Genomic DNA, 25,439 nt, shown 5'->3' on the forward strand with positions numbered 1-25,439 from the left:
GTTTTTCTAATTTGAGTTCTTATGCACGAACCTATATTTAACCGTAATATGGTTATGTAAACTATTCGAAAAAACTGCCTGTTTTAAGGCAGTTTTAAGAAATTGTTTTTATAAATTTTTCAATACCATCCATACCCTTTTTGAGTTGATCTAATGATGCTGCATAAGAGATTCGGATATATCCTTCTCCGAGGGGAGAGAACGCATCACCTGGAACGACTGCAATCTGTTCGTTCTGAAGAAGCTTTAGTGCAAAATCATAAGAACTTAATCCGAATCTTTTTACAGGAATAAAAAGATAAAATGCACCATTCGGCTGTTCAAAAGAAATACCCATCTGCTGTAAACGGGTGGAGCAATAATCGAGACGTTTTTTATACTCTGTTCTCATTACAGAAGCGTCATCTTTTCCGTTTGTCAATGCTTCAATAGCTGCTGCCTGAGAAATTGTCGAAGCGCAGGTAACGTTATACTGATGGATCTTTAACACATGCTGAATGATTTCTCTGGGGGCAAAAAGCAATCCGATTCTCCAGCCTGTCATACTATGCGATTTAGAAAGTCCGTTGATTACGAATGTTTTTTGCCGCATCCCATTAAAAGAAGCTATAGACTTGTGTTTTCCGTTATAACGAAGTTCACTGTATATCTCATCAGAAATGACGAATATGTCTTGTGTGCTTAAGTATGCAGCAAGCTCCTCTAGTTCTTCATCTTCAAGCACTACACCTGTAGGATTAGAAGGGTAGGGAAGAATGATGGCTTTTGTTTTTTCTGTGATTACTTCTTTAACTAAGTCAGCAGTGACTTTAAAGCCGGAAGCTGTTGTATCTATATATATAGCTTTCGCACCGCAAAGCGTAATTACGGGTTCATATCCGGGATAAACGGGTACAGGCAATAAAACTTCATCGCCTTCCGATAATATGGAACGCAATGAAATATCAATCGCTTCACTTGCCCCAGTTGTTATGATTACTTCACTAAGTGGATCATACTGAAGATTGTATTTTTCATATAAAAAAGAAGCTGCTGCTTTTCTTAATTCTTCGTATCCTGCGTTATGTGAATATACGGTCTGGTCATTATGTATAGCATCGATCGCTGCTTCTTTTACATGCAGAGGAGTAGGAAAATCAGGCTGACCCAAAGTCAAGGATATGGCATCTGGATATTGTGCCACCTCGTTAAAAAATTTGCGAATTCCTGATATTTGGATGGATTTTGCTCTGCTGTTCAATAAATGTTCCACAAAAATTTACTTCCTTTCATCTTCCACATGTTTATCTGCGTAGTTTATAATAATTTTCTTTGCACTAAGTGTAGCTTTATTTGGTTTCTATAGTCAATGGATTGATTTTCTTGTATGGTTTCATCAGATATTACAATACTAAAGAAGTAATAGTACTTATGTGGAGGATATTATGGAAGCAAAGAAAAAGTGGGATCTACTTGCACTCGCATCAATTCCTCTTGTCATGACGCTGGGGAATTCAATGCTAATACCCGTTTTGCCCGAAATCGGGAAGGAGCTTAGGATTACTTCCTTTCAAGTTTCGATGATAATTACCGTTTATTCGGTTGTTGCGATTCTTTTAATTCCTATAGCGGGGTATCTTTCTGACCGGTATGGACGAAAGAAAGTTATAATTCCCAGTTTATTTATTGCCGGTGTTGGGGGATTAATTTCCGGCTGGGCAGCTTGGCAGGCCGATAATGCATTTATGCTTATTTTAGTCGGAAGATTTCTTCAAGGAGTCGGCTCATCAGGGGCAGCTCCTGTCGTTATGCCACTTGTAGGAGACATGTTTAATAACGAAGAAGAAGTTAGTTCTGGTTTAGGTCTTATTGAGACATCTAACACGTTTGGAAAAGTAATAAGTCCGATTCTAGGTGCCTTTTTAGCCACAATTATTTGGTTTTTACCTTTTTGGCTCATTCCTGTATTTTGTGCTCTTTCTATTTTATTCGTTCTTTTTTTAGTTAAAGTGCCAAAAAAAGAACAAGAAAAGAAGCCTTTTAAAGAATTTATAAAAAATGTTAAACGGATTTTTCATAATGAAGGCAGATGGCTGATGGCTATTTTTATTATTGGTGGAATAATTATGTTTGTGCTTTTTGGTATCTTATTTTACCTCTCAACCATATTGGAAGAAAAATACGGAATAAAAGGCGTTATGAAAGGACTAGTTCTAGCAGTTCCATTATTGGCATTATCTATTTGTTCTTATATCGCTGGTAAAAAAATAAAACAGAATAAAGTGATTATGAAGTGGTGTACGTTCTTATCCATGGTACTTCTCGGTGGATCGGTTTTTCTAATTACTTTTACTGAAAATGTTTATTTTTTACTAGGTGCCTTATTCGTCGCGGGAATAGGTATTGGGGCTGCTTTGCCATGTTTGGACGCCTTAATAACGGAAGGAATTGAGAAAGAAGCAAGGGGGACCATTACTTCCATCTATAGTTCTATGCGTTTTGTAGGGGTTGCTTTAGGGCCGCCAATTTATGCGATCCTCATGAGATCATCTCATCAGATGGTTTTTTATACATCAGCAGGTGTCAGTATTCTTGCTGCGATTGCCGCTTTTTTTGCGATAAAACCTGAAAAAGAAAAGGGCGGGGGAGACGAAGGCAGCAAAGAATCTCCATCTGCGAAAAAGTTAAAGCCTGCAATAGAATAGAATATTAAAAAAACAGCGGGATTAACCGCTGTTTTTCTTTACTTATTCTTCAATTAATACGATACGTGCTGGCGAGGCATCAAGACCTCTAATTTTTAATGGAGCAGCTACCATCAGGTATTCGCCCTCCGGTACATCCTTTAACTGGAGGCCTTCAATAATAATGATCTCATTTTTAAACAATTGCTTGTGAGTGGGGTGGTTTTCTTGAGCACGTTCTACTCCGAGAGCGTCGATGCCGACACCTGAAACTCCGATTTCAGCAAGTGTTTTAGCAGCTTCATGATTTACATAAATGAATTCAAAGTTAAATTCTTTATCCCAGGAGTTTTTTGTTTTAAACAGTACAAAATCTCCTTTTTGAATATCTTTCCCAGCAAGGTCTTCCGCATTAATTGAATCTTCCGCGTTGGTAAGATCGATAACTTTAGCTTTTCTTACAAGCTTCTCTAACGGCAAAGTTTCAATCGTATCACCGCCTGGCACCATGTGAAGGGGAGCATCAACATGAGTACCAGTATGAACATCCATGGCTATTCTCGTTTCGGTAACATGGCCGTTCTGTGAAGTGTCAAATGACGGCTGTTTTTCAGGTTTGTTTTTATATACAGGCATACCTTCGTAAATCGGTAATGAAACGTCGTAAATCTTCATATGTTTAACATTCCTCTCTTACTTTAGTCGGTTCCCACCAGGAATGGCCATCTTCGTTTAATAATTTTTCTGCTTCTGCAGGGCCCATGCTGCCTGAGTTGTAATAAGTAATTGGTGCTCCTGTTCCATTCCAAGTTTTTGTGATTCGGTCAATAAACTCCCAGCTTAACGCAACTTCATCCCAGCGTGTAAAATATGTGGAATTACCCAATAAACAATCGTGCAGAAGCTTTTCATATGCTTCAGGAGAATTCATATCAGTAGCTGATTTATTGTTATACGTCATATCGATAGGCAATAGATCTGAAGTGTCTCCTTTTGGTTTAGCATTCAAAGTGAGACTTACACCTTCATCAGGCTGAATGTGAATTCTTAGCAAGTTAGGCTGGTATTTTTCAGTTTTCGCATGATAAAGAGCCATAGGACCTTGCTTAAATTGGATAACGATTTCAGTTGATTTTACAGCCATACGTTTTCCTGTACGAATATAAAATGGCACACCTGTCCATCTGAAATTATCTATGAATAGTTTTGCCGCAACAAAGGTTTCTGTTTTTGATTCTGGATCAACATTTTCTTCTTCCAGATAACTCGGAGCGGGTTCGCCATTAATAGTTCCATTTGTATATTGGCCGCGGATTACGTTTTTTCTTACTTCTTCTTCATTAAAGAAACGCAATGAACGAAGTACTTTTACTTTTTCATCTCTGATATGTTCAGGTTTTAGTTCTCCAGGCGGTTCCATTGCTACCATCATGACCATCTGAAGCATATGGTTTTGGACCATATCTAAAAGAGCCCCTGATTTTTCATAATAGGCAGCTCTGTCTTCAACACCTAGAGTCTCACTTGAAGTAATCTGCACAGAGTCAATATATTTATTGTTCCAGATCGATTCAAAAATCGCATTTCCAAATCGGATAACCTGAATGTTTTGGACCATCTCTTTTCCAAGATAGTGATCAATCCGGTAAATATCGTCTTCGTTAAAACTTTGCTGAATTTCTTCATTAAGTTTTGTGGCAGAAGGGAGGTCATGTCCGAATGGTTTTTCGATGACGATCCGCTGCCACCCTTCTGTATTTGTTATTCCTTCTGATTTCAAGAATGTCGGAATGGTTCCAAAGAAACTAGGTGCCATAGCTAAGTAATAGAGACGATTGCCGTTTGTCTGGTAGTCTCTGTCGAGTACATTTAACAATTCTTCAAGCTCATGATAGCTTGGCTCACTAGTAACATCCATCTTTAAGTAATAAAAATGAGAAACGAATTTTTTCACCTTTTCAATTTCTGCGTTGGGTGTATGTTCGATTACAGCTTCATAAACTTCTTTTTGAAATTCTTCATGTGTATATTCCTTTCTCGAAACACCAACTACTGAAAAGTTCTCTCTCACATGTCCTTTTTGATACAATTGATAAAGAGCAGGGAAGAGTTTACGGTGAGCAAGGTCACCTGTTGCTCCAAAAATAACAATAGAAGCGTTTGGTATACTATGTATCATTTTGCAGTCACTTCTTTCTATCTGTTCTAATAATTACAGTTTTCCCTAGATGAAGATAAATTAACGTAATACTTCACTAATAGGAGGTTTTATTATGTCCAATCTAGTCACACCTGAATGGGTGAACCAAAGAGTCAAGGATGATAATCTCGTTATTTTTGATTGCCGCTTTTCACTGGCAGAACCCCAAAAAGGGTTTGAGCTTTACAAAAAAGACCATATCGAAGGAGCATATTATGCTGACATGGATAAACATTTATCTGGTCCATTATCAACACATGGCGGCCGTCATCCTTTACCTTCCGTAAACATACTATCACAATTTTTGAGCAGTTGTAGAGTAGACTCCGAAAAAATAATTATTGCTTATGACGATCAATCAGGAACTATGGCAGCCCGATTGTGGTGGCTTATGAAATTTGCAGGACATGAACAAGTTTATGTTATGCAAGGCGGCTACACACACTATAAAGAAAAAGGGTATGCCATCTCAAGTAAAATGCCTAATAAGATGCCCACAGAATTCAAACCTGCATTAAATAAGAATCTGGTGATTACAAGAGATCAGCTGGCTGCTCATTTAGGGAATGATTATGAAATAGTGGTCATAGATGCAAGGGAGCCGAAAAGATACAAAGGAATATTTGAACCTATTGATGATAAAGCAGGCCATATTCCAACGGCCATTAATGTACCATGGGAGACCCATTTTCAGAGTCCTGGCTGGTGGAAAGACAGAGAAGAACTTCAGAAAATATACAAAGAGATTATTGTGAAAGATAGAACACCAGTAGTGTATTGCGGTTCAGGAGTAACAGCATGTGTAAATATACTTGCCATGAATGAAGCAGGGATGAAAATGCCTCTTTTATATGCTGGAAGCTGGAGCGATTGGATAAGCTACAGTGATCACGAAATCGCAAAAGAAATATAAAATAAAATTTCACGTACCGTACATTAAATCATAAAAGGAATTGAAAAAAATGAGACAAGGCGATCTACATACTCATACCACTGCTTCAGATGGTACATTTTCACCTTCAGAGAACATCAAAAGAGCGATTGAGAAAGGTTTAAATGCTATTGCCATTACTGATCACGATACAATAGAGGGTATAGAGGAAGGCATGGCAGAAGCAAATAAACATGATAACTTTGAATGTGTGCCGGGTATTGAAATAAGCACGTTATATGAAGGCCAGGATATACATGTTTTAGGATATTTTATTGACTATAAAGACGAAAAGTTTCTTTCCACATTAAATAAGCTTTCATCTGTAAGAGATCAGCGGAATAAAATGATTTTGAAAAATTTAAATGGACTCGGCATTAATATTGAAGAATCAGAACTCGAAGCTAAAAGACATGGTGAAGGAAATGTGGGAAGAGGACATATTGCTGAAATTATGATGGATAAAGGAATGGTTAACTCTCTTCCTGAAGCCTTTGAGAAATACTTAGGAAAAGGAAAACCTGCATACGCAATACCTGATCGGATCTCACCGATCGAAGCAGTTAAAATAATTCGGGAGGCAAAAGGGGTACCGGTTTTAGCGCATCCCGGGATCTATGATGCTGATGAGCTGATTCCAATTCTGAGTGAGAACGGCTTAGCAGGAATCGAGTGCTGCCATCCTGATCATACAATTGAACAAGTGAAATATTATGAGGAAATCGCAGAAAAACACGCTTTAATAAAAACCGCAGGCAGTGATTTCCATGGATTTCGAAACGGAGAAGTTTTTCACGGAGATATCGGAAGCTGTTCTGTTCCGTTAGATACTTTAGATTTACTAAAAAAATGTTGTAAATAAATCTTGCCAGTTAACTCAATTCCTTATAAGATTCAATTCGAAGGGTGATTGAATACAGAGAGGAAGTACAAGTTTGACTTGGGATTTATTAAATATTATTGGAACGATCGCATTTGCCATTTCAGGTGCATTAGTTGCAATGGAAGAAGATTATGACATACTGGGTGTATTTATATTAGGTCTTGTAACCGCATTTGGCGGAGGAATCATACGGAATGTTTTGATAGGGCTCCCTGTAGATACGATATGGGAACAAGGTTTGCTGCTTAAGTCTGCTCTTGTTGCGATGGGAATTGTATTTTTTATGCCGGAAAATTTGATACAGTTTTCAAAACGAAGTTTGCATTTCTTTGATGCAATCGGTCTATCTGCGTTTGCCATACAAGGAGCAATTGCTGCATCAAGCATGGGACATCCTATGAGTGCAATTATCGTTGCCGCTATTTTAACAGGAATCGGCGGTGGCATTATTCGGGATATACTTGCAGGAAGAAAACCAGTTGTGCTTCGCGAAGAAATATATGCGGTCTGGGCTTTACTGGGAGGACTGATTGTAGGTTTGAATATCGTTAATGGAACAGTCGAATATATGATTCTCTTTATTGGTCTCGTTGTTTTTAGAATGCTGTCTCTTAAATTCAACTGGAAACTGCCTCATAGAACTTTATAAGTAAATCATTTTTAACCACCCAGCTAACGGGTGGTTTTCTTTTGCAGGAATTTTTTAGTGCTTATGGAACTTATGTAAAAAGAGACTGGGGGGGCTTATCATGCATACAACCTATTATAAAAACGAAAGGATTCAACAGCCTAAGTTTACAGCAGACGTCTGTTTTGATTATTACAACGAACGAATCCGAATTGATGACTATCGTGGAAGTGTAAGTGTACTTGTAAAATGGCTCAACACAATAGCTGTTAAAGACAAATTTTTTAAAATTATTATCAAATCGCGTTATGACGATTTTTCTCTATGGCTGGAGCATGGTTTTATATATGAGGGAGAGTTTACAGGTTTTTTCAATGGAGCTTCTGCTCTATCGATGTGCAAGTTCTTAAGAAATGAAAGAAGAGCCAGCAATTATTGGGTTGAAGAAGATAATATATTAAATGATGTTTTAAACCTGCCTCACCAGCCATATACACATGCAATACCAAATGGATATGAGCTGAGAATGGCAGATGAACAAGATTCAAAAGAACTTGCAGAGTTATATGGACAAGTTTTTGAGGTATATCCAACTCCCATGGATGACCCTGGGTATGTGCTTAAAATGACTAGATCTGGAACATTATTCTGTGTTATAACTTATCAAAATAAAATAGTGAGTGCAGCTTCGGCAGATGTTAATCCTGGTTATCATAATGCAGAATTGACTGATTGCGCCACTTTAGTTGAACATCGGAAGTTTGGTCTCATGAAACATCTTATCGATCAGCTAGAAAAAGAACTTTTTCAAAGAAAAATATATTGTTCCTATTCTATTGCGAGAGCACTTTCATTTGGCATGAATGCTGTATTTCATCAAAGGGGCTATAAATACAAAGGAAGATTAGCGAACAATTGTAAAATCTTTAATAAATTTGAAGATATGAATATATGGGTGAAAGATTTATCCAGCAGCATGTAAGTGCCAATTTTCTGGCACCTGCTGACAAATATTCGGCGTCAAAAGGCGGTGTTGCTTCATGATTTCAAGTTCAATGGAAACAGCTGAAACTTTAAACGCAATATTAAAGACAATTGATGAAGGAATCCATGTAGTAGATGCGAATGGAATGACGATCTTTTATAATTCGGTTGCTGCTTCATTAGATGGGTTAACACCTGAAGAAGTGCATAAATATCACGTTTTAGATGCTTTTCCATCGTTGACAAGAGAAACAAGCACTTTATTAAAAGTAATACAGACAGGGAAACCCATATATAATCAGCATCAGGCATACACGAATCGAAAAGGAAAACAGATTGATACAGTAAATTCAACTCTTCCGCTCTGGCTGGATGGTGAATTGATTGGAGCAGTTGAGATAGCAAAAGATATTTCAAAAATAAAACAGCTTTCCGATCAATTGCTTGACTTGCAGGCAAAAATCAAGAATAAAAGGAAGAAAACGAATAAACGAACTTTTTCCAGCTATCAATTCACTGATATTTTAACGGTAGATCCGGCACTTAAATCTGTTAAAACGCAATGCTATAAAGCTTCCCGAACAAATTCTCCTATTATGATATATGGTGAAACGGGAACTGGGAAAGAAATGTTTGTGCAAGCCATTCATAATGAATCTCCAAGGGCCGATAAACCTTTCGTTGTTCAAAACTGTGCAGCTATTCCAGGCCCGCTGCTGGAAGGAATATTATTTGGAACAGCAAAGGGAAGTTTCACTGGTGCGGTTGATCGTGCAGGAGTCTTCGAACTGGCAGACGGAGGTACGTTATTTTTAGATGAGATCAATTCTATGCCAATTGAGCTGCAGGCAAAATTACTCCGTGCCGTCCAAGAAGGTGTAGTTCAGCGTATTGGCAGCTCCGTATCGCGTAAAGTAGATGTCAGAATTATATCCGCTCTAAATGAAACACCCGAAAAATGTTTATCGGAAGGACTAGTAAGGCAAGATTTATTCTTTAGGTTAAATGTCGTTTTTATAGAGCTGCCTCCATTACGTGAGAGAAAAAAAGATATTATTTATTTATCTTCTCATTTTATTAAGGAGTTAAATGATTCTTTTAACAAAGAGGTAACCGGACTCACGCAAGAAGCAGAACAATTTCTTCATCATTATGACTGGCCCGGAAACATTCGGGAACTCAAACATGCCATTGAACACAGTATGAATTTCGCAGAAACCAATTCTTTAATAGGAATCGATTTGTTGCCAAAACATGTTCGGTCATCAAACGGAAATATCAGAGAAAACGAACCTCCAAAACATTCGTCTATCCCCCCTTTAAGAGAAGCCTTACATAATTACGAACAACAGATCATTCAAATGGCATTAACAGAAACCTCAGGTAACATACAGCAAGCCGCTAAGATTTTGCAAGTTCCAAGACAAACACTTCAATATAAAATGAGACAAAAATAGACCGCTGAATTTTCGGCGGTCTATTTTTGTCTTCAATTTTGTAGTTAGGCCCAAAACCGGCTTAAGATGCATAAACTATACCATATTTATTAGTATTCGGAAACTTCAGATAAATTGGCACGGATCTTGCATTAAGTTTGAGGTGTAGAAATAAAGGAGGTCATTTAAATGCCGGTTGTAAATGGATTATTTAAACCTAAGAAACATTGGAAAGAGTACGAACTTTGGAAAGATGTGACTGAAGAGCAATGGAATGATTGGCTATGGCAGCTGACCAACACAATCAGAAATTTAAACGATCTAAGAAAAGTCATTAACATGACACCTGAGGAAGAAGAGGGAGTAAAAATTTCTACTATGACAATTCCTTTAAACATTACTCCTTATTATGCATGGCTAATGGATCAAGACGATTCCAGATGTCCGATTCGCATGCAATCTGTACCTATTGGAAAAGAAATCTTAAAGACGAAATATGATTTAGAAGATCCTCTGCATGAAGATGAGGATTCACCAGTACCTGGACTTACGCATCGCTATCCTGATCGTGTTCTGTTTTTAGTTACAAATCAATGTTCCATGTACTGCCGTTATTGTACGAGAAGAAGATTTTCAGGACAAATAGGGATGGGTGTTCCTAAAAAACAGCTTGATGCCGCAATAAATTATATCAGAAATAATCCGCAAGTTAGAGACTGCTTAATCTCTGGTGGTGACGGATTATTAATCAATGACAATATTTTGGAATATATTCTAAAGAACCTAAGAGAAATTCCGCATCTGGAAATTATCAGGATCGGAACAAGAGCGCCAGTCGTGTTCCCGCAAAGAATTACTGAAAATCTATGCAATATCCTGAAAAAATATCATCCAGTCTGGCTGAACACGCATTTTAATACATCTTTAGAGATTACAGAAGAATCAAAAAGAGCTTGCGAAATGCTGGCTAACGCCGGGGTTCCTGTAGGCAACCAATCTGTAATTCTAGCAGGAATCAATGACAGTGTACCGATCATGAAGAAGTTAATGCATGACCTTGTAAAAATAAGAGTCCGGCCTTATTACATCTATCAGTGTGATCTATCAGAGGGAATTGGGCATTTCCGCGCACCTGTATCAAAAGGTCTTGAAATTATAGAAGGACTTCGAGGGCATACATCGGGATATGCTGTACCAACATTCGTGGTTGATGCTCCTGGAGGCGGAGGGAAAATTGCTGTTCAGCCGAATTATTTAATCTCTCAATCTCCTGAAAAAGTCGTTCTGAGAAATTTTGAAGGTGTTATAACATCCTATCCTGAACCACAAAATTATCAAGCTGGAAGAGCAGATGCTTATTTTAATGAAGTAATGGGAACGAATCACATCAAACCTGCGATTGGTGTATCCGCACTTATGCGTGATGAAGCGTTCAACCTGGTTCCACAAGGACTTAAGCGATTAGAAAGAAGAGAAGATTATGGGGCAAATCCTGAACATAGTTCATTAAAAGATAAACGGGATAAACGGGACGTATTGAAAGAGAAAAAATTTAAATTCGAACAAGAAAAAAACGCAGGAGTTTCTTTGCCGTCTGAAGAACAAAAGAATGCATAAGAATGGAGGACAACATGAAGTGTTTATGGTGTGAAAATAATAATGCCGAACAGACAGCGCGTACTGGATATTGGGAACTTCCAGATGGCTCAAGAGCAGTCGAAATAACTGTGATCCCTTCTGTATCCTGCTCTTCATGCGGCATAGAGTACCAAGAAGACCAAGTTGTTGATGAAATTGAAGATCAGCTCATGCTTATTGATACAAAGAAAATGGACTCTTCAATATCTTATTCGGATCTCATGAATATTCCAAGATTTTTAAAGAAGAATTATTTTAAGCTTTAACATCACATAGAGGAAGGAAATGTCTTTTACACATTGGCATTTCCTTTTCAACCTCACGAGGAAGGAGCCTTTTTTATGAGAAAATCACATCTCATTAAACCGGTTCTAGGAAACGATTACCCTGTTATCAGTCATGGTAAAGGAATCTATCTTTATGACAAGGAAGGAAAGCAGTATATTGATGGATCATCAGGCGCTATAACAGCAAATATTGGGCATGGTGTGGATGAAATCGCCGAGGCCATGTGGAATCAGGCAAAACACGTATCTTTCGTTTACAGGTCACAGTTTACCAGTGATGCTGCAGAACTGCTTGCTGAAAAACTTGCTGAATGTGCACCAGGAGATTTGAATTCAGTTTTCTTCGTTAATAGTGGTTCTGAAGCGACCGAAACAGCATTAAAGATTGCGGTTCAATACTTTCAGGAAAAAGGAATTTTCACGAAAACAAAAGTCTTATCAAGATGGACCAGCTATCACGGTATAACACTCGGAGCTTTATCCATGTCAGGGCATCAGCTCAGAAGACAGCGATTCACAACACTCCTGGAAGATTTCCCTGTTGCACCGGCACCCTATTGCTATCAATGTCCATTAAAAGATACGTATCCCGGATGCGGTGTCAGATGTGCAGATGAACTCGAAAACATCGTTCAGGCAATTGGTGCAGAGCAGATAGCTGCTTTTATCGTTGAACCTGTTATTGGCGCTTCAGGAGGAGCCATTGTTCCCCCTAAGGAGTATTACTCAAAAATTAGAGCGATCTGCGATAAGTATGACATATTAATGATTGCTGATGAAGTAATGACTGGAATGGGAAGAACCGGAAAAATGTTTGCGATGGAACACTGGGGAGTCATTCCTGACATCATTGCGCTCGGAAAAGGGATGAGTGCAGGGTATACACCTATGGCAGCGACCCTTGTTTCAGACAGAATTATGATTGCCATTGAATCTGGAAGCAAAATTGTGATGAGCGGCCATACATTTAGCGCTAATCCTCAGTCAGCAGCAGCCTGTCTTGCTGTATTGCATTATATGGAGAAAAACAACCTGCAGGAAAATGCAGCTCTAATGGGAGATTATCTGCAAAACCACTTGCAGCGTCTACAATGGAAATATTCATTGATTGGTGATGTAAGGGGAAAAGGACTGTTATGCGGACTTGAGTTTGTTAAAGATCCGATGACAAGAGAACCTTTTGAGCTTACTAATAAAATTACTGAACGATTGATTTCAATCTGTTTTGAAAAAGGTTTGCTTGTATACCCAGCGGTCGGTGGGGTAACTGGTTTCTCTGGAGATGCTATTCTTGTTTCTCCGCCATTAACGGTAACAAAGGAACAGATCAATGACATCATAGATATGCTTGACCAGTCAATTAGTCAATTAACAAATGAATTAATTTCTGAAGGTGTTTATATTACAGAAGCCACGAGCTGAAAGAGGTGTGGGAGATGGCACAAAAGGTGAATAAAGAAATTTCCTTAGAGAGTGCATCTCAATATTTTTTTAACGGAATGTCACTTATGGTCGGTGGATTTGGAGGGGTAGGTGCTCCTCCTTCTTTAGTTAATCTTATTTTAGAAAAGAATATTCAAGATATTTTTCTCATTAGCAACGATACTGGGTTTCCGTGGATCGGACCTGGCAAACTGATAACTGAAAAGCGGGTAAAAAAGCTGATTGCATCACATATTGGTTCAAATCCTGAGGCGGGAAAGCAAATGCAGGAAGGATTTTTGGAAGTAGAATTTGTCCCTCAAGGAACACTAGCAGAAAAAATCAGAGCAGGTGGAATGGGACTCGGCGGTATTTTAGTAGATGTAGGTCTGGGTACAGTTGTTGAAGCAAATAAAGAAAAAGTACTTGTTAACAGTAAAGAATATATGATCGAGACAGCTTTAACCGCAGATGTTTCAATTGTTTATGCAAAAAGAGCAGATCGGTATGGAAACCTTATTTATGACAAAAGTGCCCGGAACACAAATCCCTTAGTGGCCACTGCCGGGCAAATTACGATTGCTGAGGTAGAAGAGATTGTGCCAACTGGTTCATTGAATCCCGAAGAAATCGTTACTCCAGGAGTATTTGTTGACTTCATCATTCAAAGTAAAGGGGTGGACTGGAAATGGGTTTGGGAATTGAAACGAGGCACAGAATCGCCAGAAGGGCAGCACTCGAAATAAAAGATGGAATGACTGTAAATCTGGGTATCGGAATTCCAACACTTGTTGCAGATTATATCCCCAAAGATCTACATATAATGCTTCATACTGAAAATGGAATATTAGGAATGGGCGGCTCACCCGCACAGGGAGAAGAAGACGGTAACTTATCTAATGCAGGTGGTTACCCGGTTACAATACATCCAGGTGCATCTTACTTTGACAGTGCTACAGCATTCGGAATTATCCGCAAAGGACTCCTTGATTTCACAATATTAGGAGCACTTGAAGTCAGTGAGAAAGGTGATATCGCAAACTGGATTGTTCCTGGTAAGCGTGTACCCGGAATGGGTGGTGCCATTGATCTTGCACAAAAAGCCAAAAAAGTCGTCATTCTTATGAATCATACCGATAAGTTTGGAAATCCAAAGATAGTAAAAAACTGTTCTCTTCCTTTAACCGTAAAAGAAGGGGCGCATATGATCATTACCGAAAAAGCGGTTTTTCAGTGTGTAAATGGCCAATTGTTTTTAAGAGAAATAATGAATCCATATTCAGTAGATGACGTTTTAAGAACGACTGGTGCTGCAGTTATTGTTGATGAGAAAGTCTCTGTATTTCAATAAGTGTGAAAAGGAGGTCAGTTATGCTTCTTAAAGAAAAAATCTCAAATTGGCTATTAAAAGAACAAGAAAGTGCAATACATTTTTTACAGAAAACGGTACAAGAAGCCAGTACTACAGGAAACGAAACAGGCGTTCAACAGTTGATAGCCAAAAAGCTTGAAGAAATGGGATTAGAAGTGGATATGTGGTATCCAGATGGAGAAGAGCTTGCAAACCATCCTTACTTTTGTGCCAGCCGAACTGATTTCAGCAGCAGTCCAAATGTTGTAGGCATATGGCGTGGCAGAGGAAACGGGCGTTCTCTTGTACTTAATGGTCATATTGATGTCGTGCCAGAGGGGGATCTGAAACAATGGGATGACCATCCCTATAGCGGGAAGATCATCGATGGAAAACTATATGGGCGCGGGTCTACCGATATGAAAGGCGGAAATCTTTCGCTTCTCCTTGCTATTCAAGCGTTAAAAGAAACAGGAACGGTTTTAGATGGAGATTTGTTTTTTCATAGTGTAATAGAAGAAGAGAGCGGAGGGGCAGGTACACTTGCTGCTGTACTTAGAGGGTACACTGCAGATGCAGCCATAATACCGGAACCGACAAATATGAAAATATTCCCGGCTCAACAAGGATCCATGTGGTTTAAACTTACGGTAAAAGGTAAGGCAGCACATGGCGGTACTCGTTATGAAGGGGTCAGTGCTATTGATAAAACAGCTATTGTACTGGAGGCGATCAAAGAACTAGAAACAAAACGGAACAAAAATATTACTGACCCACTATATAGGGATATACCGATTCCGGTACCTATTAATGTAGGAAAAATATCAGGAGGCAATTGGCCGTCATCAGTTCCTGATACAGTTCAAGTTGAAGGTAGAATTGGTGTTGCTCCGAATGAAACATTAGAAGATGTGAAAAAGGAGTTAGAAGACTATCTTTCTAGTATTCAGGATTCTTGGTTGTTAGAGCATCCTGTTGCAGTAGAATGGTTTGGCGCTCAATGGCTGCCGGGATCTATTGAAACCGATCATCCACTTATGAGCTCCCTCATCAAAAACTTTGAACATGTTAAAAAACAAAAGCCTGTTATAGAAGCTTCACCTTGGGGGACGGATGGAGGGCTTCTATCACTAGCAGGAAATACACCTTCTATTGTTTTTGGTCCGGGTGTAACTGCTGTAGCTCACTATCCAAATGAGTATATTGAGATTTCTAAGATTATAGAAACTGCAGAAATCATTGCTTTAACCATTTATGACTGGTGCGGGGGGAGAAACGAATGAAGAAATCTGATGATTTGTTAAAAAGAAAAGAATTGAATGTACCTCGAGGACCTTTTAATACTGTATTGAATTTTCTGGATCATGCAGAGGGCAGTACAATGACGGATGTCGACGGTAACGAATATATTGATTTTGCCGGAGCAATCGGAACGCTAAATGTAGGACATTGTCCGCCAAGAGTCGTAGAAGCTTTAAAGAATCAAGTCGATAAATACATCCATCCTTGTTTTCATGTCATGATGTATGAACCGTATATCAAGCTCGCTGAAAAATTAAATGAAATCACACCAGGGACTCATCATAAAAAAACATTCTTCTTAAACAGCGGGGCTGAAGCGGTTGAAAATGCCGTTAAAATAGCCCGTAAATTTACTGGAAGAAAAGCAATTATTTCATTTGAACGCGGCTTTCACGGAAGAACACTTCTTGCCATGTCACTTACAAGCAAAGTAAAACCATACAAGTTTGAGTTCGGACCTTTTGCTCCTGAGACCTATAAGATGCCATATCCTTATTATTATAGAGATGACCGTAATACAGAAGAAACGGATGCAGCCATTTTAAACAAATTTGAAGACTTCTTTTTAGGTGAAGTTCCTCCTGAAGAAATTGCAGCTATTATTTTTGAGCCAGTACAAGGTGAAGGTGGTTTTGTAGTCCCTTCAAAAACATTTATAAAAGGTCTCAGACAGATTTGTGATAAATACAATATTTTATTAATAGCAGATGAAATACAAACTGGGTTCGGTCGAACAGGCAAAATGTTCGCAATGGAGCATTTTGATGTAATACCTGATTTAATGACAATGTCGAAAGCGATTGCTGCAGGGCTTCCTATCTCAGCGGTGACAGGAAGAGCTGAAATCATGGATGCTCCTGCACCAGGAGAGATTGGCGGAACATATGGCGGAAGTCCTCTAGGATGTGTAGCTGCTTTAGAAGTAATCGCTATGATTGAAGAAGAACAGCTGTTATCTAAAGCGAATAAAATTGGGGAAACCATACTCAATACCTTTAATAAATGGAAAGAACAATATGAATTTATCGGTGATGTTCGCGGTATCGGAGCAATGTGTGCGCTCGAAATCGTTAAGGATAAAACGACTAAAACACCTGATGCAGATAAAGCGAAAAAAATCATAGCTCTTTGCAATCTTAACGGTGTCGCCATTATGGGTGCTGGTCTTTATAGCAATGTAATTCGAATACTTTCTCCCCTTGTTATATCAGAAGAACAACTTCAAAAAGGACTTAGCATTATGGAGGCACAATTGAATCATATTAGTGAAACAGTATCCATGTAAGAAATGATTGACCTTGCTGATTTTAGCAAGGTTTTTTAATTCCAAAAAATAGGATTACTTCATAAATATTCAAAATATTATGGTATTATTTGATAAGGGAGTGAAAGAAACGAGGGGTTGAAATCTTGAATAATTGGAAAAAAGTGATTATCGGAACTTTGCTTTTTTCAGGCTTTGTTTTTTACACACAATATGAAAAAAATGCAGAACCTGTTTGGAAGGTAGATGACAAAGAATTTACGGTTGTAAAGACTCTGCAAGAAGGAATGAATAGAGAGTACTCGAAATTTGAGGAATTACAACTTGTTGATAAATATGGATTACTTCAAAAAGCAAACAAAACAGTTCAATTGAATGATGAGCTTCGTACTTTAAAATTCGAAAAGATCTGGAACATGCAAGGACGTTTATACGTTTTTTACAGCGTCGATCTTAAAGAACGCGACAAGGATGAAAGGGACATCCCGCGTCTTACCATAAAGAAAATGAAGCTCTCTGCTAAAGACGGGAATGAAGCAGTTTTTTCTGCAAGTGAAAACACAGGTATCCCAGGAACAAGAGACGAAGGTTTCGTATACAAACACAGGCTCTATCGATCTATAATGGTTGTACCTAAGATCATCAATAATGATCAAATGGATTGGGACCTTTTGACAAAGACGAACAGAATTGAATTACAAGAAGTTGAAATGTCTGATAAGAATGGTGTCAAACCCATTAAAAATATGGCATTTAAAATTTCTTCGGAAAATTTATATTTAAAGGTACTAGAGTCTTCCTCAATAAATAAACAATTCACATACGCAAATAACAAAAAAGTAGAAATTAATTCCTATGACGTATTGCTGTACGATCAACGTTTTTCTCTTGATATTCCGAATAACGATAAAGACCTTGTTGCGTTTTCTGGTTATATGAACGATCAAAACATGCCATTTACATGGGACATCATAGGTACAGAATCACAAGGGTATTACCTTCCGTTCTATGGAGATTTAGCTCAAAATGAAAATGAGGAAAAATCCATCACATTCAATAACTCTATTCATAAAAGTGATCAATCATACGCTTTTACAATTTCAAAAGAAGTTATTAGTCATTTCAACAAGAATCCCAATCAGCCCTTCATAAAAAGTGAGGAAGTTTTTAATCAAAACAGCGTTAAAATCATCTATGAAGGTCTATCAAAATATAATGGAGGACCGACAATAAAGGTTAGTGTTCTAACTGCCGGGGATAGCCCGAATATACTTCGATTTGTTCCTGAAAGTTATTATGGAGGAAATGATATTCCAGAAGAATACAAACGCAGCTTCCAAAAAAATCTTGTCACGATAATGAATGAAAAGAATGAAAAACTTGGCAACTTTGATATGTTAATCGACGAAACAGAATCAAAAACAACGTATTATATTCATTTTTACAAAGAAGATATTAATGATGGTGCCATTAACCCTATACCAATTCCGGAAGAAAATCTAACGATTACCTTGTCTGACTTGGTGCATTCAAAGCCTTTGTCCTCACCTGTAACCATTAAATATACTGTACCTCCATTAAAAAAATAATCAGTTGAATTTACTCGCAAAGGGGAAATTGGTTTGAACAGCATATGGGGAAAAATGATTATTGGAGCTGTTTTATTAATTGGCTTTGTAATTTACACACAATACGAAAAGAGTGCAGAACCCGCATGGAAAGTAAATACAGAAAACTTTCATGTGTTAGATAGCTGGGAAGAGTTAATGGATCTGGAAAAAATGAAGTATAGTGAATTAAGGTTCGTAGACCATTTTAAATTATTTAAAGACAGCCCAGTCTCCATTCCTCTATCCAGTGAACAACGCACATTAAGGATAGAAAAGACATGGAATTATGGATATCAGTTTTACGTTCTATATAGTGTGGATCTTAAGGAAAGAGATAAGGATGAAGGAGATATTCCGAAGCTGGAAGTGGATCGAATCAGGTTAACATCAGAACAAAACAAACCATTTGAAGGCGTAGCTGAATTATATCCAGGCGAAACAGCAGCAAAAAGCTATGTGTATAAACACCGCTTATATCGATCAATAATGGTTCATCCTAATTTTAATAATAATACTTATAAGCAGGAAGATTGGGAAGAGTTAATGACCAGTACCCGCTATGAATTTAGTGATATATCTATTCAATCAAAAAAAGGTGTTTCGAATCTTAAACCCATTATTTTCCAAGTTGATCCTGCACAAATGTCTGGTATTCCAAAAGCTATTGCATCAAGCCCGATAAATCAAACATTAAAATTGAATAATGGGGAAGATATTCGACTAAAAACTCTGGAATTCTTTAAGATCGGGTCTAGAATTATGTTAGATAACGACATTGACAAAGATTTGATATCATTTATTGGTGATCTGAAAATAAATAACAATATCAACAAACCATTTGAGTACGAAATAACGGGAAATACCGAGTTAGGTCATTATTTACAAACTGACGGCTTACTGTATGAGCTATTAAATACAGAAGAATCAATTGATGGTAATTTTACACTGACCCATTCCGTACATCGTACAAATAAAGCTTACTCTTTTTCTGTTTCAAGAGCTGACTTGGAAAAGTACTCAGCAAATCAAACAGCAGATTTAAAAAAGAATGAAACGATCGTAAATGATAAGGATTTACAAGTAGTTTATGAAGGATTGGAATGGGACGAAGCAAACAATCAAGGTGGAATCAAATTTTCAATGGAAATTCCTCAAAAACAGGATAACTTAGAGCATTTCTTTTTTTATCCTAGGCCAGGTTATCATTTCAGTCATGGGCATGATGATGACAGATATGTGAGAAACCTTGTCTCTGTTAAGGATTCTTCAGGTAATCAGCTGGAAGACTATGATATTACTCAAATATATCAAGATGAGAAATCTTCTTTCTTAATTTATTTTTATAATGGTTTACCAAAAGATGACCTTACTATCACTCTTTCACACTTAACCAAAATTGAACCATTAACTAAATCAGTAACTGTTCCATTAAACTCTCCTGCACTGAAAGATAAATCAAACAAGTAAGACTGCCTAGGTATGGCAGTCTTTTTACTTTTACTATCTTGGATTGCTTTGAGCACGTTTAATGTACATCTCTTCTTCGCCCACAATTCCGCAAGCCCCGCATTGAATCAATCTTTCGGAACCTTTGTAAGGAAGATGGAACATATCCAGCTGATCATCTTCATATTGCTGGACAACATCACCTGTTGAAGGATCGAGTTTAACAGCAACAGGGTGCTGCTCAATCACATTGAAACGTGTTCGGTTTGTTTTACAATTGGGGCATAGATAAGGATTTGCCATGATTAGACCTCCCTTTTTGTAAATAGGCTAACCAGTTAAGGAAAAATTATGTAAGTTTTATTTTTTTAAGATTTAGCCATAGTAAGTACAAGGAGGGATAAAACATGGGCAGACAGAAAAAAGGTAATGCAAATGCACAGCGAAACAACAATGTAAAAGAAAATGGAGCAGAAAACCAAACAGAATTTGCTTCTTATGCTGAGTTGGAAGTTCAAAAAATGCATCACGGCAAAAAAACAAAGTAATTTACTTCTAAATCAAAACAGAGTATAATAAAAATCTGCGATGTTAGTGGCTTTTCCATGTCTTTAACCTATGTGCTAATAACGGGAATCCAACATGATCTGTCAGGCAGTCAAGCCTTGCGTTCGACTTGGAAGGCTGTAACGGCAGCTGCGGATACCCACCTGAGAGATCAGGTTCCAAAGGCATATAAAGTCACGGCAGAGCGGATTTACTTAAACCGACAACAAGCGCATTTTACATCACTGTAAAATGCGCTTTTTTCATAACATAACATTTAGTACCGGGGGATATTGGAATGGAGAAGAAAGAAGTATTACTTTTGATCGATGGTTTCAACCTGCTTAGCAGATGTTATTTTGCTACAGCATATGGCAAGGAGATGCATGACTTGCCAAGGAACTCAAAAGGACAGTTTACAAATGCTATCCGTGTAACGATACAAAAATTATTAATGCTTGTAAGAGAACATGAGCCTACCCATCTTGCCGTTGCATGGGATGTGAAGCGTGATGAAACCCTTAGACGTGAAAAATTTGCTGATTATAAAGGAACAAGGAACGAGTTGCCCGAACCATTGATTCAACAATATGAAACACTTGTTGAACTTTTTAATACGATTGGCATTACCCAGCTGACAATCCCTAGATATGAAGCAGATGACATCATCGGAACATTGGTAAACCGATGGCGTATTGAAAGAGACGGGGAATGTATTATTTACAGCAATGATCGGGATCTTTTACAGCTTTTATGCGAAAAAACGTCACAGTTGATTTCTGTAAAGCGCGACGAGTTAAAATATACGTTAAATCATTTTCAAGAAGAGTATGGAATTACACCTGCTCAATGGATTGATGTAAAAGCTCTATTAGGTGATAAAAGTGATAATATACCAGGTGTGGCTGGAGTTGGTGATAAAGCCGCCTTGCCTTTGATACAGCAATATGGAGCAGTTGAACAGATATATGAGAACTTTGAAAATCTTGACCCTAAATTTAAGCGTTATTTAAAGAAGCTTGAAGCAGGAAGAGAGATGGCTGTACTAAGTAAAGACCTGTGCACGATTTTTACTGATGTGCCTGATCTTATCGAAAGAGATCTAGAAGAATGCAGATATATTCTTAATAAAGAATCAGTGAGAGAAGCTCTAATGGATCTGGAAATACAAATAAGAGTGGGTTAACGAACATCCCACTCTTTTTGTTTACGTTTAAATAACAGATCACTGTATTTTATCTCTGATAAAATCATTCCGAACAAAATCAAAATACAACCAGTCAGCGCTTTAGTCCCTAGTATTTCACCTTGTACAATGAATGCAGTGATAGCAGCAAATACAGGCTCCATAGCAAATATTAAGGCTACCCTTGCAGGTGTTGTGAAGGATTGGAAATAAGTTTGAGCTAAAAAAGCCAATGCAGTTGCAAATAATGAGGTGATTAGTAGTGCAGTAATCACTTCAGGCTTAAAAACCATATTTGCGGCGAATATCTCTTTCCAATTTTCCGTAAAAAGCGCTGTGATAAAGCTTAACAATGAAACGGTAATAAGCTGTACAACGGTCAGACACAATGCATCGAATGATTTAGCGAATTTGCCAGTAAAAACAATATGCAATGCAAATGAAAATGCACAGAGCAGTACATAACCATCACCGATATTCAATGAAAAGCTATTATGAATGGTCAGCAGGTAAAGACCGATTACAGCAATGAATGAACTTAATCCGATCTGCCAGTTAAGTTTTTGTTTTAAGAACATAAAACTTAAGAGAGGTACAAGGACAACACTTAGCCCTGTAATAAATCCTGCTTTAGAAGAAGTGGTATACAAAAGTCCTACGGTTTGGAATCCATACCCTAAGAACAGCCAAAATCCGAGGATTGAACCGCTTTTTAACAGATTTTTATTTTTAAAGCCATTGAACGATGTACGCTTAAAAAAGTAGATGATGAATAATAATATAACTGCGGCTAAGGAAAAACGTATGGTATTAAAGGAATAAGGTTCAAGGAAAGCTATGGCTTTTTGAACGATAACAAACGTTGTTCCCCAGACAAATGCAACGAGCACTAAATTAAAATCAGCAAACCATGGTTTTTTTATCATTTTAGACCTCGATTCAACTGGATGGCTTGCCTTGCTAGTTCATCCGCAGCTTTATTTTGTTTTGATGGTATCCACTTTATAAAGAATAGATCGAGCTGATCCGCTAAAGATAAAGCTTTTTCTAACATAGAAGTATACCTTTTATCTTTGGCGTATCTTTTATCAACAGCACTTTCTACGGCCTGTGAATCTGTTCGAAAAGAAACGATTCGCCAGTTGTTTTCAATACATAGTTCGAGTCCATGAATTAGAGCATGAAACTCTGCTTCATGGTTAGACATGCTACCTATTGGGAAACGATAAGAGTGTGTTGTACCGTCACCGACTTTCACATATACTCCTGCACCTGATAAGCCGGGGTCACCCGCACTAGCACCGTCTATGTAGACTTCAATCAATTGGAGACTCTCCTCTATATAATTTTATATTCGTATTATAATGCACTTTAAATAAAACAAAAAGGAGATTGCTATGAACTTCTCCATAGAATATATGTACAAACATCCAAAATCACAATTGAAAATTCGTTTTGTTTCCGATCCTGTTTCATTAAATGAAGCTCTTTTTACTGCAAATGATCTTGAAAAAACAGGAAGGATCTTTGAGTTAACCTTTATAGACAGCAAGGGTGTAACATGGAATAAAAAAGAATTGTTAAAGCTTACGGAAGTAAAAAAGGAAGAACCTAAAGAGATCAGTGTTTATTTTGACGGAGGGTTCAAATCTGAATCTGGTTCAAGCGGGCAAGGGGTCATTATTTTCTTTTCACAAAACGGCTTAAAATACCGGCTTAAGAAAAATGCCAGTTTTACAAACATCGAATCCAATAACGAAGCGGAATATGCAGCATTATGGATTGCAGCAAAAGAACTGGAGGAGCTCGGGGTCCACTATGAGCAAGTAGTATTCCATGGTGATTCTAAAGTTGTCATTGAACAAATGAAGGGTGAATGGCCTTGTTATGAATCAAACCTCCAGAACTGGGGAGACAAAATCGAAACACTTTTTAAGAAGCTTCAGATTGAACCTGTTTACGAATGGATCGGCAGGAATGAAAACAAAGAAGCAGACCATCTCGTTAATCAGGCGTTAAATGGAAAAATAATCAAAGCCAAAAAAGAAGTCGTTGATAATTTCTGATTATAACTGGTACAATTTACTAGAATCTTTTGATTTTGGGGTTGAAGATAAAATGGAAGAAAGTATTTTAGAAGATTACGTTGCATTGTTAGCTTCTAAAGGATTCCGCCTTTCTGATGGGGATCTTCATTTCATTGATTTTGGAAAACATTATACGGAGGCAACAGAATCTCAGGTTAAAATTGCTTTAGAAGTAACGCTGATCAAACAGTTATCATTTGATGGAAGTTATTTTATTGCTTTGCTTGAGTCTTTTGTAAAAGAAAATGTCCGTTCTAAGAAACGTGCATATGATTTACTTGATCGTCTTCAATCAATCAGAGAAAACAGTCACTCTTATACAGCGGGGTAATAGATGAGCCAATTAATGATAGATAAAACAGAGGAATTTGTAAAAGAAAAATTAAAAAACGATAGCAGCGGTCATGACTGGTACCATATCTATCGTGTAAAAAAGCTGGCGGAAAGTATCGCCGAGCAAGAAGGTGCTGATTATTTCATTTGTGTAATGGCGGCATTGCTGCATGATATTGCAGATGAAAAAATAGCTGGATCTGAAGAAAAAGGGGTTCAAGAAGTAAAGCAATGGTTGGAGTCTTTATCCGTTGAAAATGAATACATAACACATATTCTTAACATTATAAGTACTATGTCATTCAAGGGCGGAATTCAGTCTGGTATGAATTCGCTAGAAGGGAAGGTCGTTCAAGACGCCGACCGTCTGGATGCTATTGGTGCTATCGGAATTGGTAGAACTTTTGCCTATTCTGGGGCAAAAGGGCAATTGATGTATGACCCTGAAATCCCTGTTCGAGAAAAAATGACAAAAGATGAGTACCGAAATGAAAAGAGTACTGCAATAAACCACTTTTATGAAAAATTATTAAAATTAAAAGATACAATGAATACTTCCTATGCAAAAAAGCTTGCGGATGAACGTCATGCATTCTTAGAGAGCTTTTTAGATCAGTTTTTTAGTGAGTGGGAAGGGGAAAAATAATATTCACAAAAAAAATAACAAAGTTTCGGTGCGGGAGACTTTTTAAGGAATACCTCCATGGGGTTTAATCTCATGAATCTCAGTTAATCCCACGAAAAATGAACATAATTCCACAAAAATTTACCACAAAGGACTTACATAGAAAAAAGGGCCCGCTATCGGCCCCTTTTTTTATTCACATTCATCAGTTGGCCGCGGACCAGCATCTAATCCTTCTGAACTGACTGTAAGAACCGGTTTAATAGATGCATCAGAGCTAACACAGATTTGGCATGATAGTCTTACGTTCCCTGATAAACCTTTTGTTTCAATAATATTTGCTTCCTTATCTCCAATAGGTCCTAAATCTCCTGATAAAACTTCAACACGGCAAGTTGTGCATCTCGCTTTTCCTCCACAGCGGTGAAGAATATCAATACCGTTGTCTTCAAGTGCTAATACGAGTTTTTTTCCGTTCTCAATGTTATACGTTCCAAATCCTTGCACATCAATTTTCGCCATTAAGCTGCCTCCTCTTAGAATATCTTTCCATTCTTATTATACGTTAACCTATACATAAGTAAAATAAACGGGTACAAGTTGTAATAGAAAAACTA

General features: G+C 37.7%; 27 protein-coding genes and 1 other RNA gene. 21 read left to right on the forward strand and 7 right to left on the reverse strand.

Annotated features, from left to right (window positions below):
- Window positions 1-94 precede the first annotated feature (94 nt).
- Window positions 95-1,252, reverse strand: coding sequence for an aminotransferase A (locus M3196_RS00535; protein WP_251320317.1), 1,158 nt, complete (start codon window positions 1,250-1,252; stop codon window positions 95-97).
- A 172-nt stretch (window positions 1,253-1,424) separates the two neighbouring features.
- Between M3196_RS00535 and M3196_RS00540 the strand changes: the two genes are divergently transcribed.
- Complete coding sequence (locus M3196_RS00540; RefSeq protein ID WP_251320318.1) at window positions 1,425-2,684, forward strand: MFS transporter; 1,260 nt, start codon at window positions 1,425-1,427, stop codon at window positions 2,682-2,684.
- A 42-nt stretch (window positions 2,685-2,726) separates the two neighbouring features.
- Here the strand turns inward: M3196_RS00540 and M3196_RS00545 are convergent, their stop codons facing one another.
- Together M3196_RS00545 and zwf are read right to left on the reverse strand one after the other, a co-directional pair.
- Window positions 2,727-3,338: a cyclase family protein gene (locus M3196_RS00545; protein WP_251320319.1), complete on the reverse strand. Its 612-nt coding sequence runs from the start codon at window positions 3,336-3,338 to the stop codon at window positions 2,727-2,729.
- Between the two features lie 4 nt (window positions 3,339-3,342).
- Window positions 3,343-4,842: a glucose-6-phosphate dehydrogenase gene (zwf, locus tag M3196_RS00550; protein WP_251320320.1), complete on the reverse strand. Its 1,500-nt coding sequence runs from the start codon at window positions 4,840-4,842 to the stop codon at window positions 3,343-3,345.
- A gap of 94 nt (window positions 4,843-4,936) precedes the next feature.
- Between zwf and M3196_RS00555 the strand changes: the two genes are divergently transcribed.
- The 14 genes from M3196_RS00555 to M3196_RS00620 all read left to right on the forward strand — a co-directional run bounded on the left by M3196_RS00555 (window position 4,937) and on the right by M3196_RS00620 (window position 20,066).
- A complete protein-coding gene (locus tag M3196_RS00555; RefSeq protein WP_251320321.1) occupies window positions 4,937-5,776 on the forward strand; it encodes a sulfurtransferase in 840 nt (279 codons plus the stop codon).
- A gap of 49 nt (window positions 5,777-5,825) precedes the next feature.
- Window positions 5,826-6,656 (forward strand): PHP domain-containing protein, encoded by an 831-nt coding sequence (locus M3196_RS00560; protein ID WP_251320322.1) that lies wholly within the window; start codon window positions 5,826-5,828, stop codon window positions 6,654-6,656.
- A gap of 73 nt (window positions 6,657-6,729) precedes the next feature.
- Window positions 6,730-7,326, forward strand: a complete 597-nt coding sequence (locus M3196_RS00565; protein ID WP_251320323.1) for a trimeric intracellular cation channel family protein — start codon at window positions 6,730-6,732, stop codon at window positions 7,324-7,326.
- 100 nt (window positions 7,327-7,426) lie between these two features.
- The gene (gene ablB / locus M3196_RS00570) at window positions 7,427-8,287 is read left to right on the forward strand and encodes a putative beta-lysine N-acetyltransferase (RefSeq protein WP_251320324.1); all 861 of its coding nucleotides are present in this window, start codon (window positions 7,427-7,429) and stop codon (window positions 8,285-8,287) included.
- A 58-nt stretch (window positions 8,288-8,345) separates the two neighbouring features.
- Complete coding sequence (locus M3196_RS00575) at window positions 8,346-9,746, forward strand: sigma-54 interaction domain-containing protein (protein WP_251320325.1); 1,401 nt, start codon at window positions 8,346-8,348, stop codon at window positions 9,744-9,746.
- Between the two features lie 168 nt (window positions 9,747-9,914).
- On the forward strand, window positions 9,915-11,342 hold the full coding sequence (ablA, locus tag M3196_RS00580) for a lysine 2,3-aminomutase (protein ID WP_251320326.1): 1,428 nt from the start codon (window positions 9,915-9,917) through the stop codon (window positions 11,340-11,342).
- Window positions 11,343-11,356: 14 nt separating this feature from the next.
- Window positions 11,357-11,629, forward strand: coding sequence for a YokU family protein (locus M3196_RS00585; protein ID WP_251320327.1), 273 nt, complete (start codon window positions 11,357-11,359; stop codon window positions 11,627-11,629).
- Window positions 11,630-11,704: 75 nt separating this feature from the next.
- Window positions 11,705-13,072 carry an aspartate aminotransferase family protein gene (locus M3196_RS00590; RefSeq protein WP_251320328.1) on the forward strand — a complete coding sequence of 456 codons (1,368 nt, stop codon included), beginning with the start codon at window positions 11,705-11,707 and terminating at the stop codon, window positions 13,070-13,072.
- Between the two features lie 14 nt (window positions 13,073-13,086).
- Window positions 13,087-13,818, forward strand: a complete 732-nt coding sequence (locus tag M3196_RS00595) for a CoA transferase subunit A (protein WP_251320329.1) — start codon at window positions 13,087-13,089, stop codon at window positions 13,816-13,818.
- Entirely contained in the window at window positions 13,761-14,423 is a 663-nt protein-coding gene (locus tag M3196_RS00600; protein WP_251320330.1) for a 3-oxoacid CoA-transferase subunit B, read from the forward strand. The genes M3196_RS00595 and M3196_RS00600 overlap by 58 nt, the downstream gene beginning before the upstream one ends.
- Before the next feature lie 20 nt (window positions 14,424-14,443).
- Window positions 14,444-15,706 carry a peptidase gene (locus M3196_RS00605; RefSeq protein WP_251320331.1) on the forward strand — a complete coding sequence of 421 codons (1,263 nt, stop codon included), beginning with the start codon at window positions 14,444-14,446 and terminating at the stop codon, window positions 15,704-15,706.
- Complete coding sequence (gabT, locus tag M3196_RS00610) at window positions 15,703-17,010, forward strand: 4-aminobutyrate--2-oxoglutarate transaminase (RefSeq protein ID WP_251320332.1); 1,308 nt, start codon at window positions 15,703-15,705, stop codon at window positions 17,008-17,010. Before M3196_RS00605 ends, gabT begins: the two co-directional genes overlap by 4 nt.
- A 125-nt stretch (window positions 17,011-17,135) precedes the next feature.
- Entirely contained in the window at window positions 17,136-18,578 is a 1,443-nt protein-coding gene (locus M3196_RS00615; RefSeq protein ID WP_251320333.1) for a hypothetical protein, read from the forward strand.
- Between the two features lie 33 nt (window positions 18,579-18,611).
- The gene (locus M3196_RS00620) at window positions 18,612-20,066 is read left to right on the forward strand and encodes a hypothetical protein (protein WP_251320334.1); all 1,455 of its coding nucleotides are present in this window, start codon (window positions 18,612-18,614) and stop codon (window positions 20,064-20,066) included.
- 33 nt (window positions 20,067-20,099) lie between these two features.
- On the opposite strand, the gene M3196_RS00625 is transcribed toward M3196_RS00620, so the two are convergent.
- Complete coding sequence (locus M3196_RS00625; protein ID WP_251320335.1) at window positions 20,100-20,348, reverse strand: DNA alkylation repair protein; 249 nt, start codon at window positions 20,346-20,348, stop codon at window positions 20,100-20,102.
- A 104-nt stretch (window positions 20,349-20,452) separates the two neighbouring features.
- Here M3196_RS00625 and M3196_RS00630 point away from each other — a divergent pair, with 104 nt between their 5' ends.
- The 3 genes from M3196_RS00630 (at window position 20,453) to M3196_RS00640 (ending at window position 21,777) form a co-directional block, all read left to right on the forward strand.
- Window positions 20,453-20,593: a hypothetical protein gene (locus tag M3196_RS00630; protein ID WP_251320336.1), complete on the forward strand. Its 141-nt coding sequence runs from the start codon at window positions 20,453-20,455 to the stop codon at window positions 20,591-20,593.
- Window positions 20,594-20,622: 29 nt separating this feature from the next.
- Window positions 20,623-20,807: non-coding RNA, 6S RNA (gene ssrS / locus M3196_RS00635), on the forward strand.
- Window positions 20,808-20,889: 82 nt separating this feature from the next.
- Window positions 20,890-21,777, forward strand: a complete 888-nt coding sequence (locus M3196_RS00640) for a 5'-3' exonuclease (RefSeq protein ID WP_276531188.1) — start codon at window positions 20,890-20,892, stop codon at window positions 21,775-21,777.
- Here the strand turns inward: M3196_RS00640 and M3196_RS00645 are convergent.
- Window positions 21,774-22,703, reverse strand: coding sequence for a DMT family transporter (locus tag M3196_RS00645; RefSeq protein ID WP_251320337.1), 930 nt, complete (start codon window positions 22,701-22,703; stop codon window positions 21,774-21,776). The two genes, M3196_RS00640 and M3196_RS00645, sit on opposite strands and share 4 nt — an antisense overlap.
- A complete protein-coding gene (locus M3196_RS00650; protein WP_251320338.1) occupies window positions 22,700-23,101 on the reverse strand; it encodes a reverse transcriptase-like protein in 402 nt (133 codons plus the stop codon). Before M3196_RS00650 ends, M3196_RS00645 begins: the two co-directional genes overlap by 4 nt.
- A 73-nt stretch (window positions 23,102-23,174) precedes the next feature.
- Between M3196_RS00650 and M3196_RS00655 the strand changes: the two genes are divergently transcribed.
- From M3196_RS00655 to M3196_RS00665, 3 genes are read left to right on the forward strand one after another with little or no spacing between them, the layout of a single operon-like run.
- Window positions 23,175-23,843, forward strand: coding sequence for a reverse transcriptase-like protein (locus M3196_RS00655; RefSeq protein WP_251320339.1), 669 nt, complete (start codon window positions 23,175-23,177; stop codon window positions 23,841-23,843).
- 52 nt (window positions 23,844-23,895) lie between these two features.
- Complete coding sequence (locus M3196_RS00660) at window positions 23,896-24,195, forward strand: DUF6123 family protein (protein ID WP_251320340.1); 300 nt, start codon at window positions 23,896-23,898, stop codon at window positions 24,193-24,195.
- 3 nt (window positions 24,196-24,198) lie between these two features.
- The gene (locus M3196_RS00665; RefSeq protein WP_251320341.1) at window positions 24,199-24,843 is read left to right on the forward strand and encodes an HD domain-containing protein; all 645 of its coding nucleotides are present in this window, start codon (window positions 24,199-24,201) and stop codon (window positions 24,841-24,843) included.
- A gap of 171 nt (window positions 24,844-25,014) precedes the next feature.
- Here M3196_RS00665 and M3196_RS00670 read toward each other — a convergent pair whose 3' ends face one another.
- Window positions 25,015-25,344 (reverse strand): 2Fe-2S iron-sulfur cluster-binding protein, encoded by a 330-nt coding sequence (locus M3196_RS00670; RefSeq protein WP_251320342.1) that lies wholly within the window; start codon window positions 25,342-25,344, stop codon window positions 25,015-25,017.
- Between the last annotated feature and the right edge of the window lie 95 nt (window positions 25,345-25,439).

The sequence above is a fragment of the Fictibacillus nanhaiensis genome (assembly GCF_023715445.1).
Taxonomy (GTDB): Bacteria; Bacillota; Bacilli; order Bacillales; family Fictibacillaceae; genus Fictibacillus; species Fictibacillus nanhaiensis_D.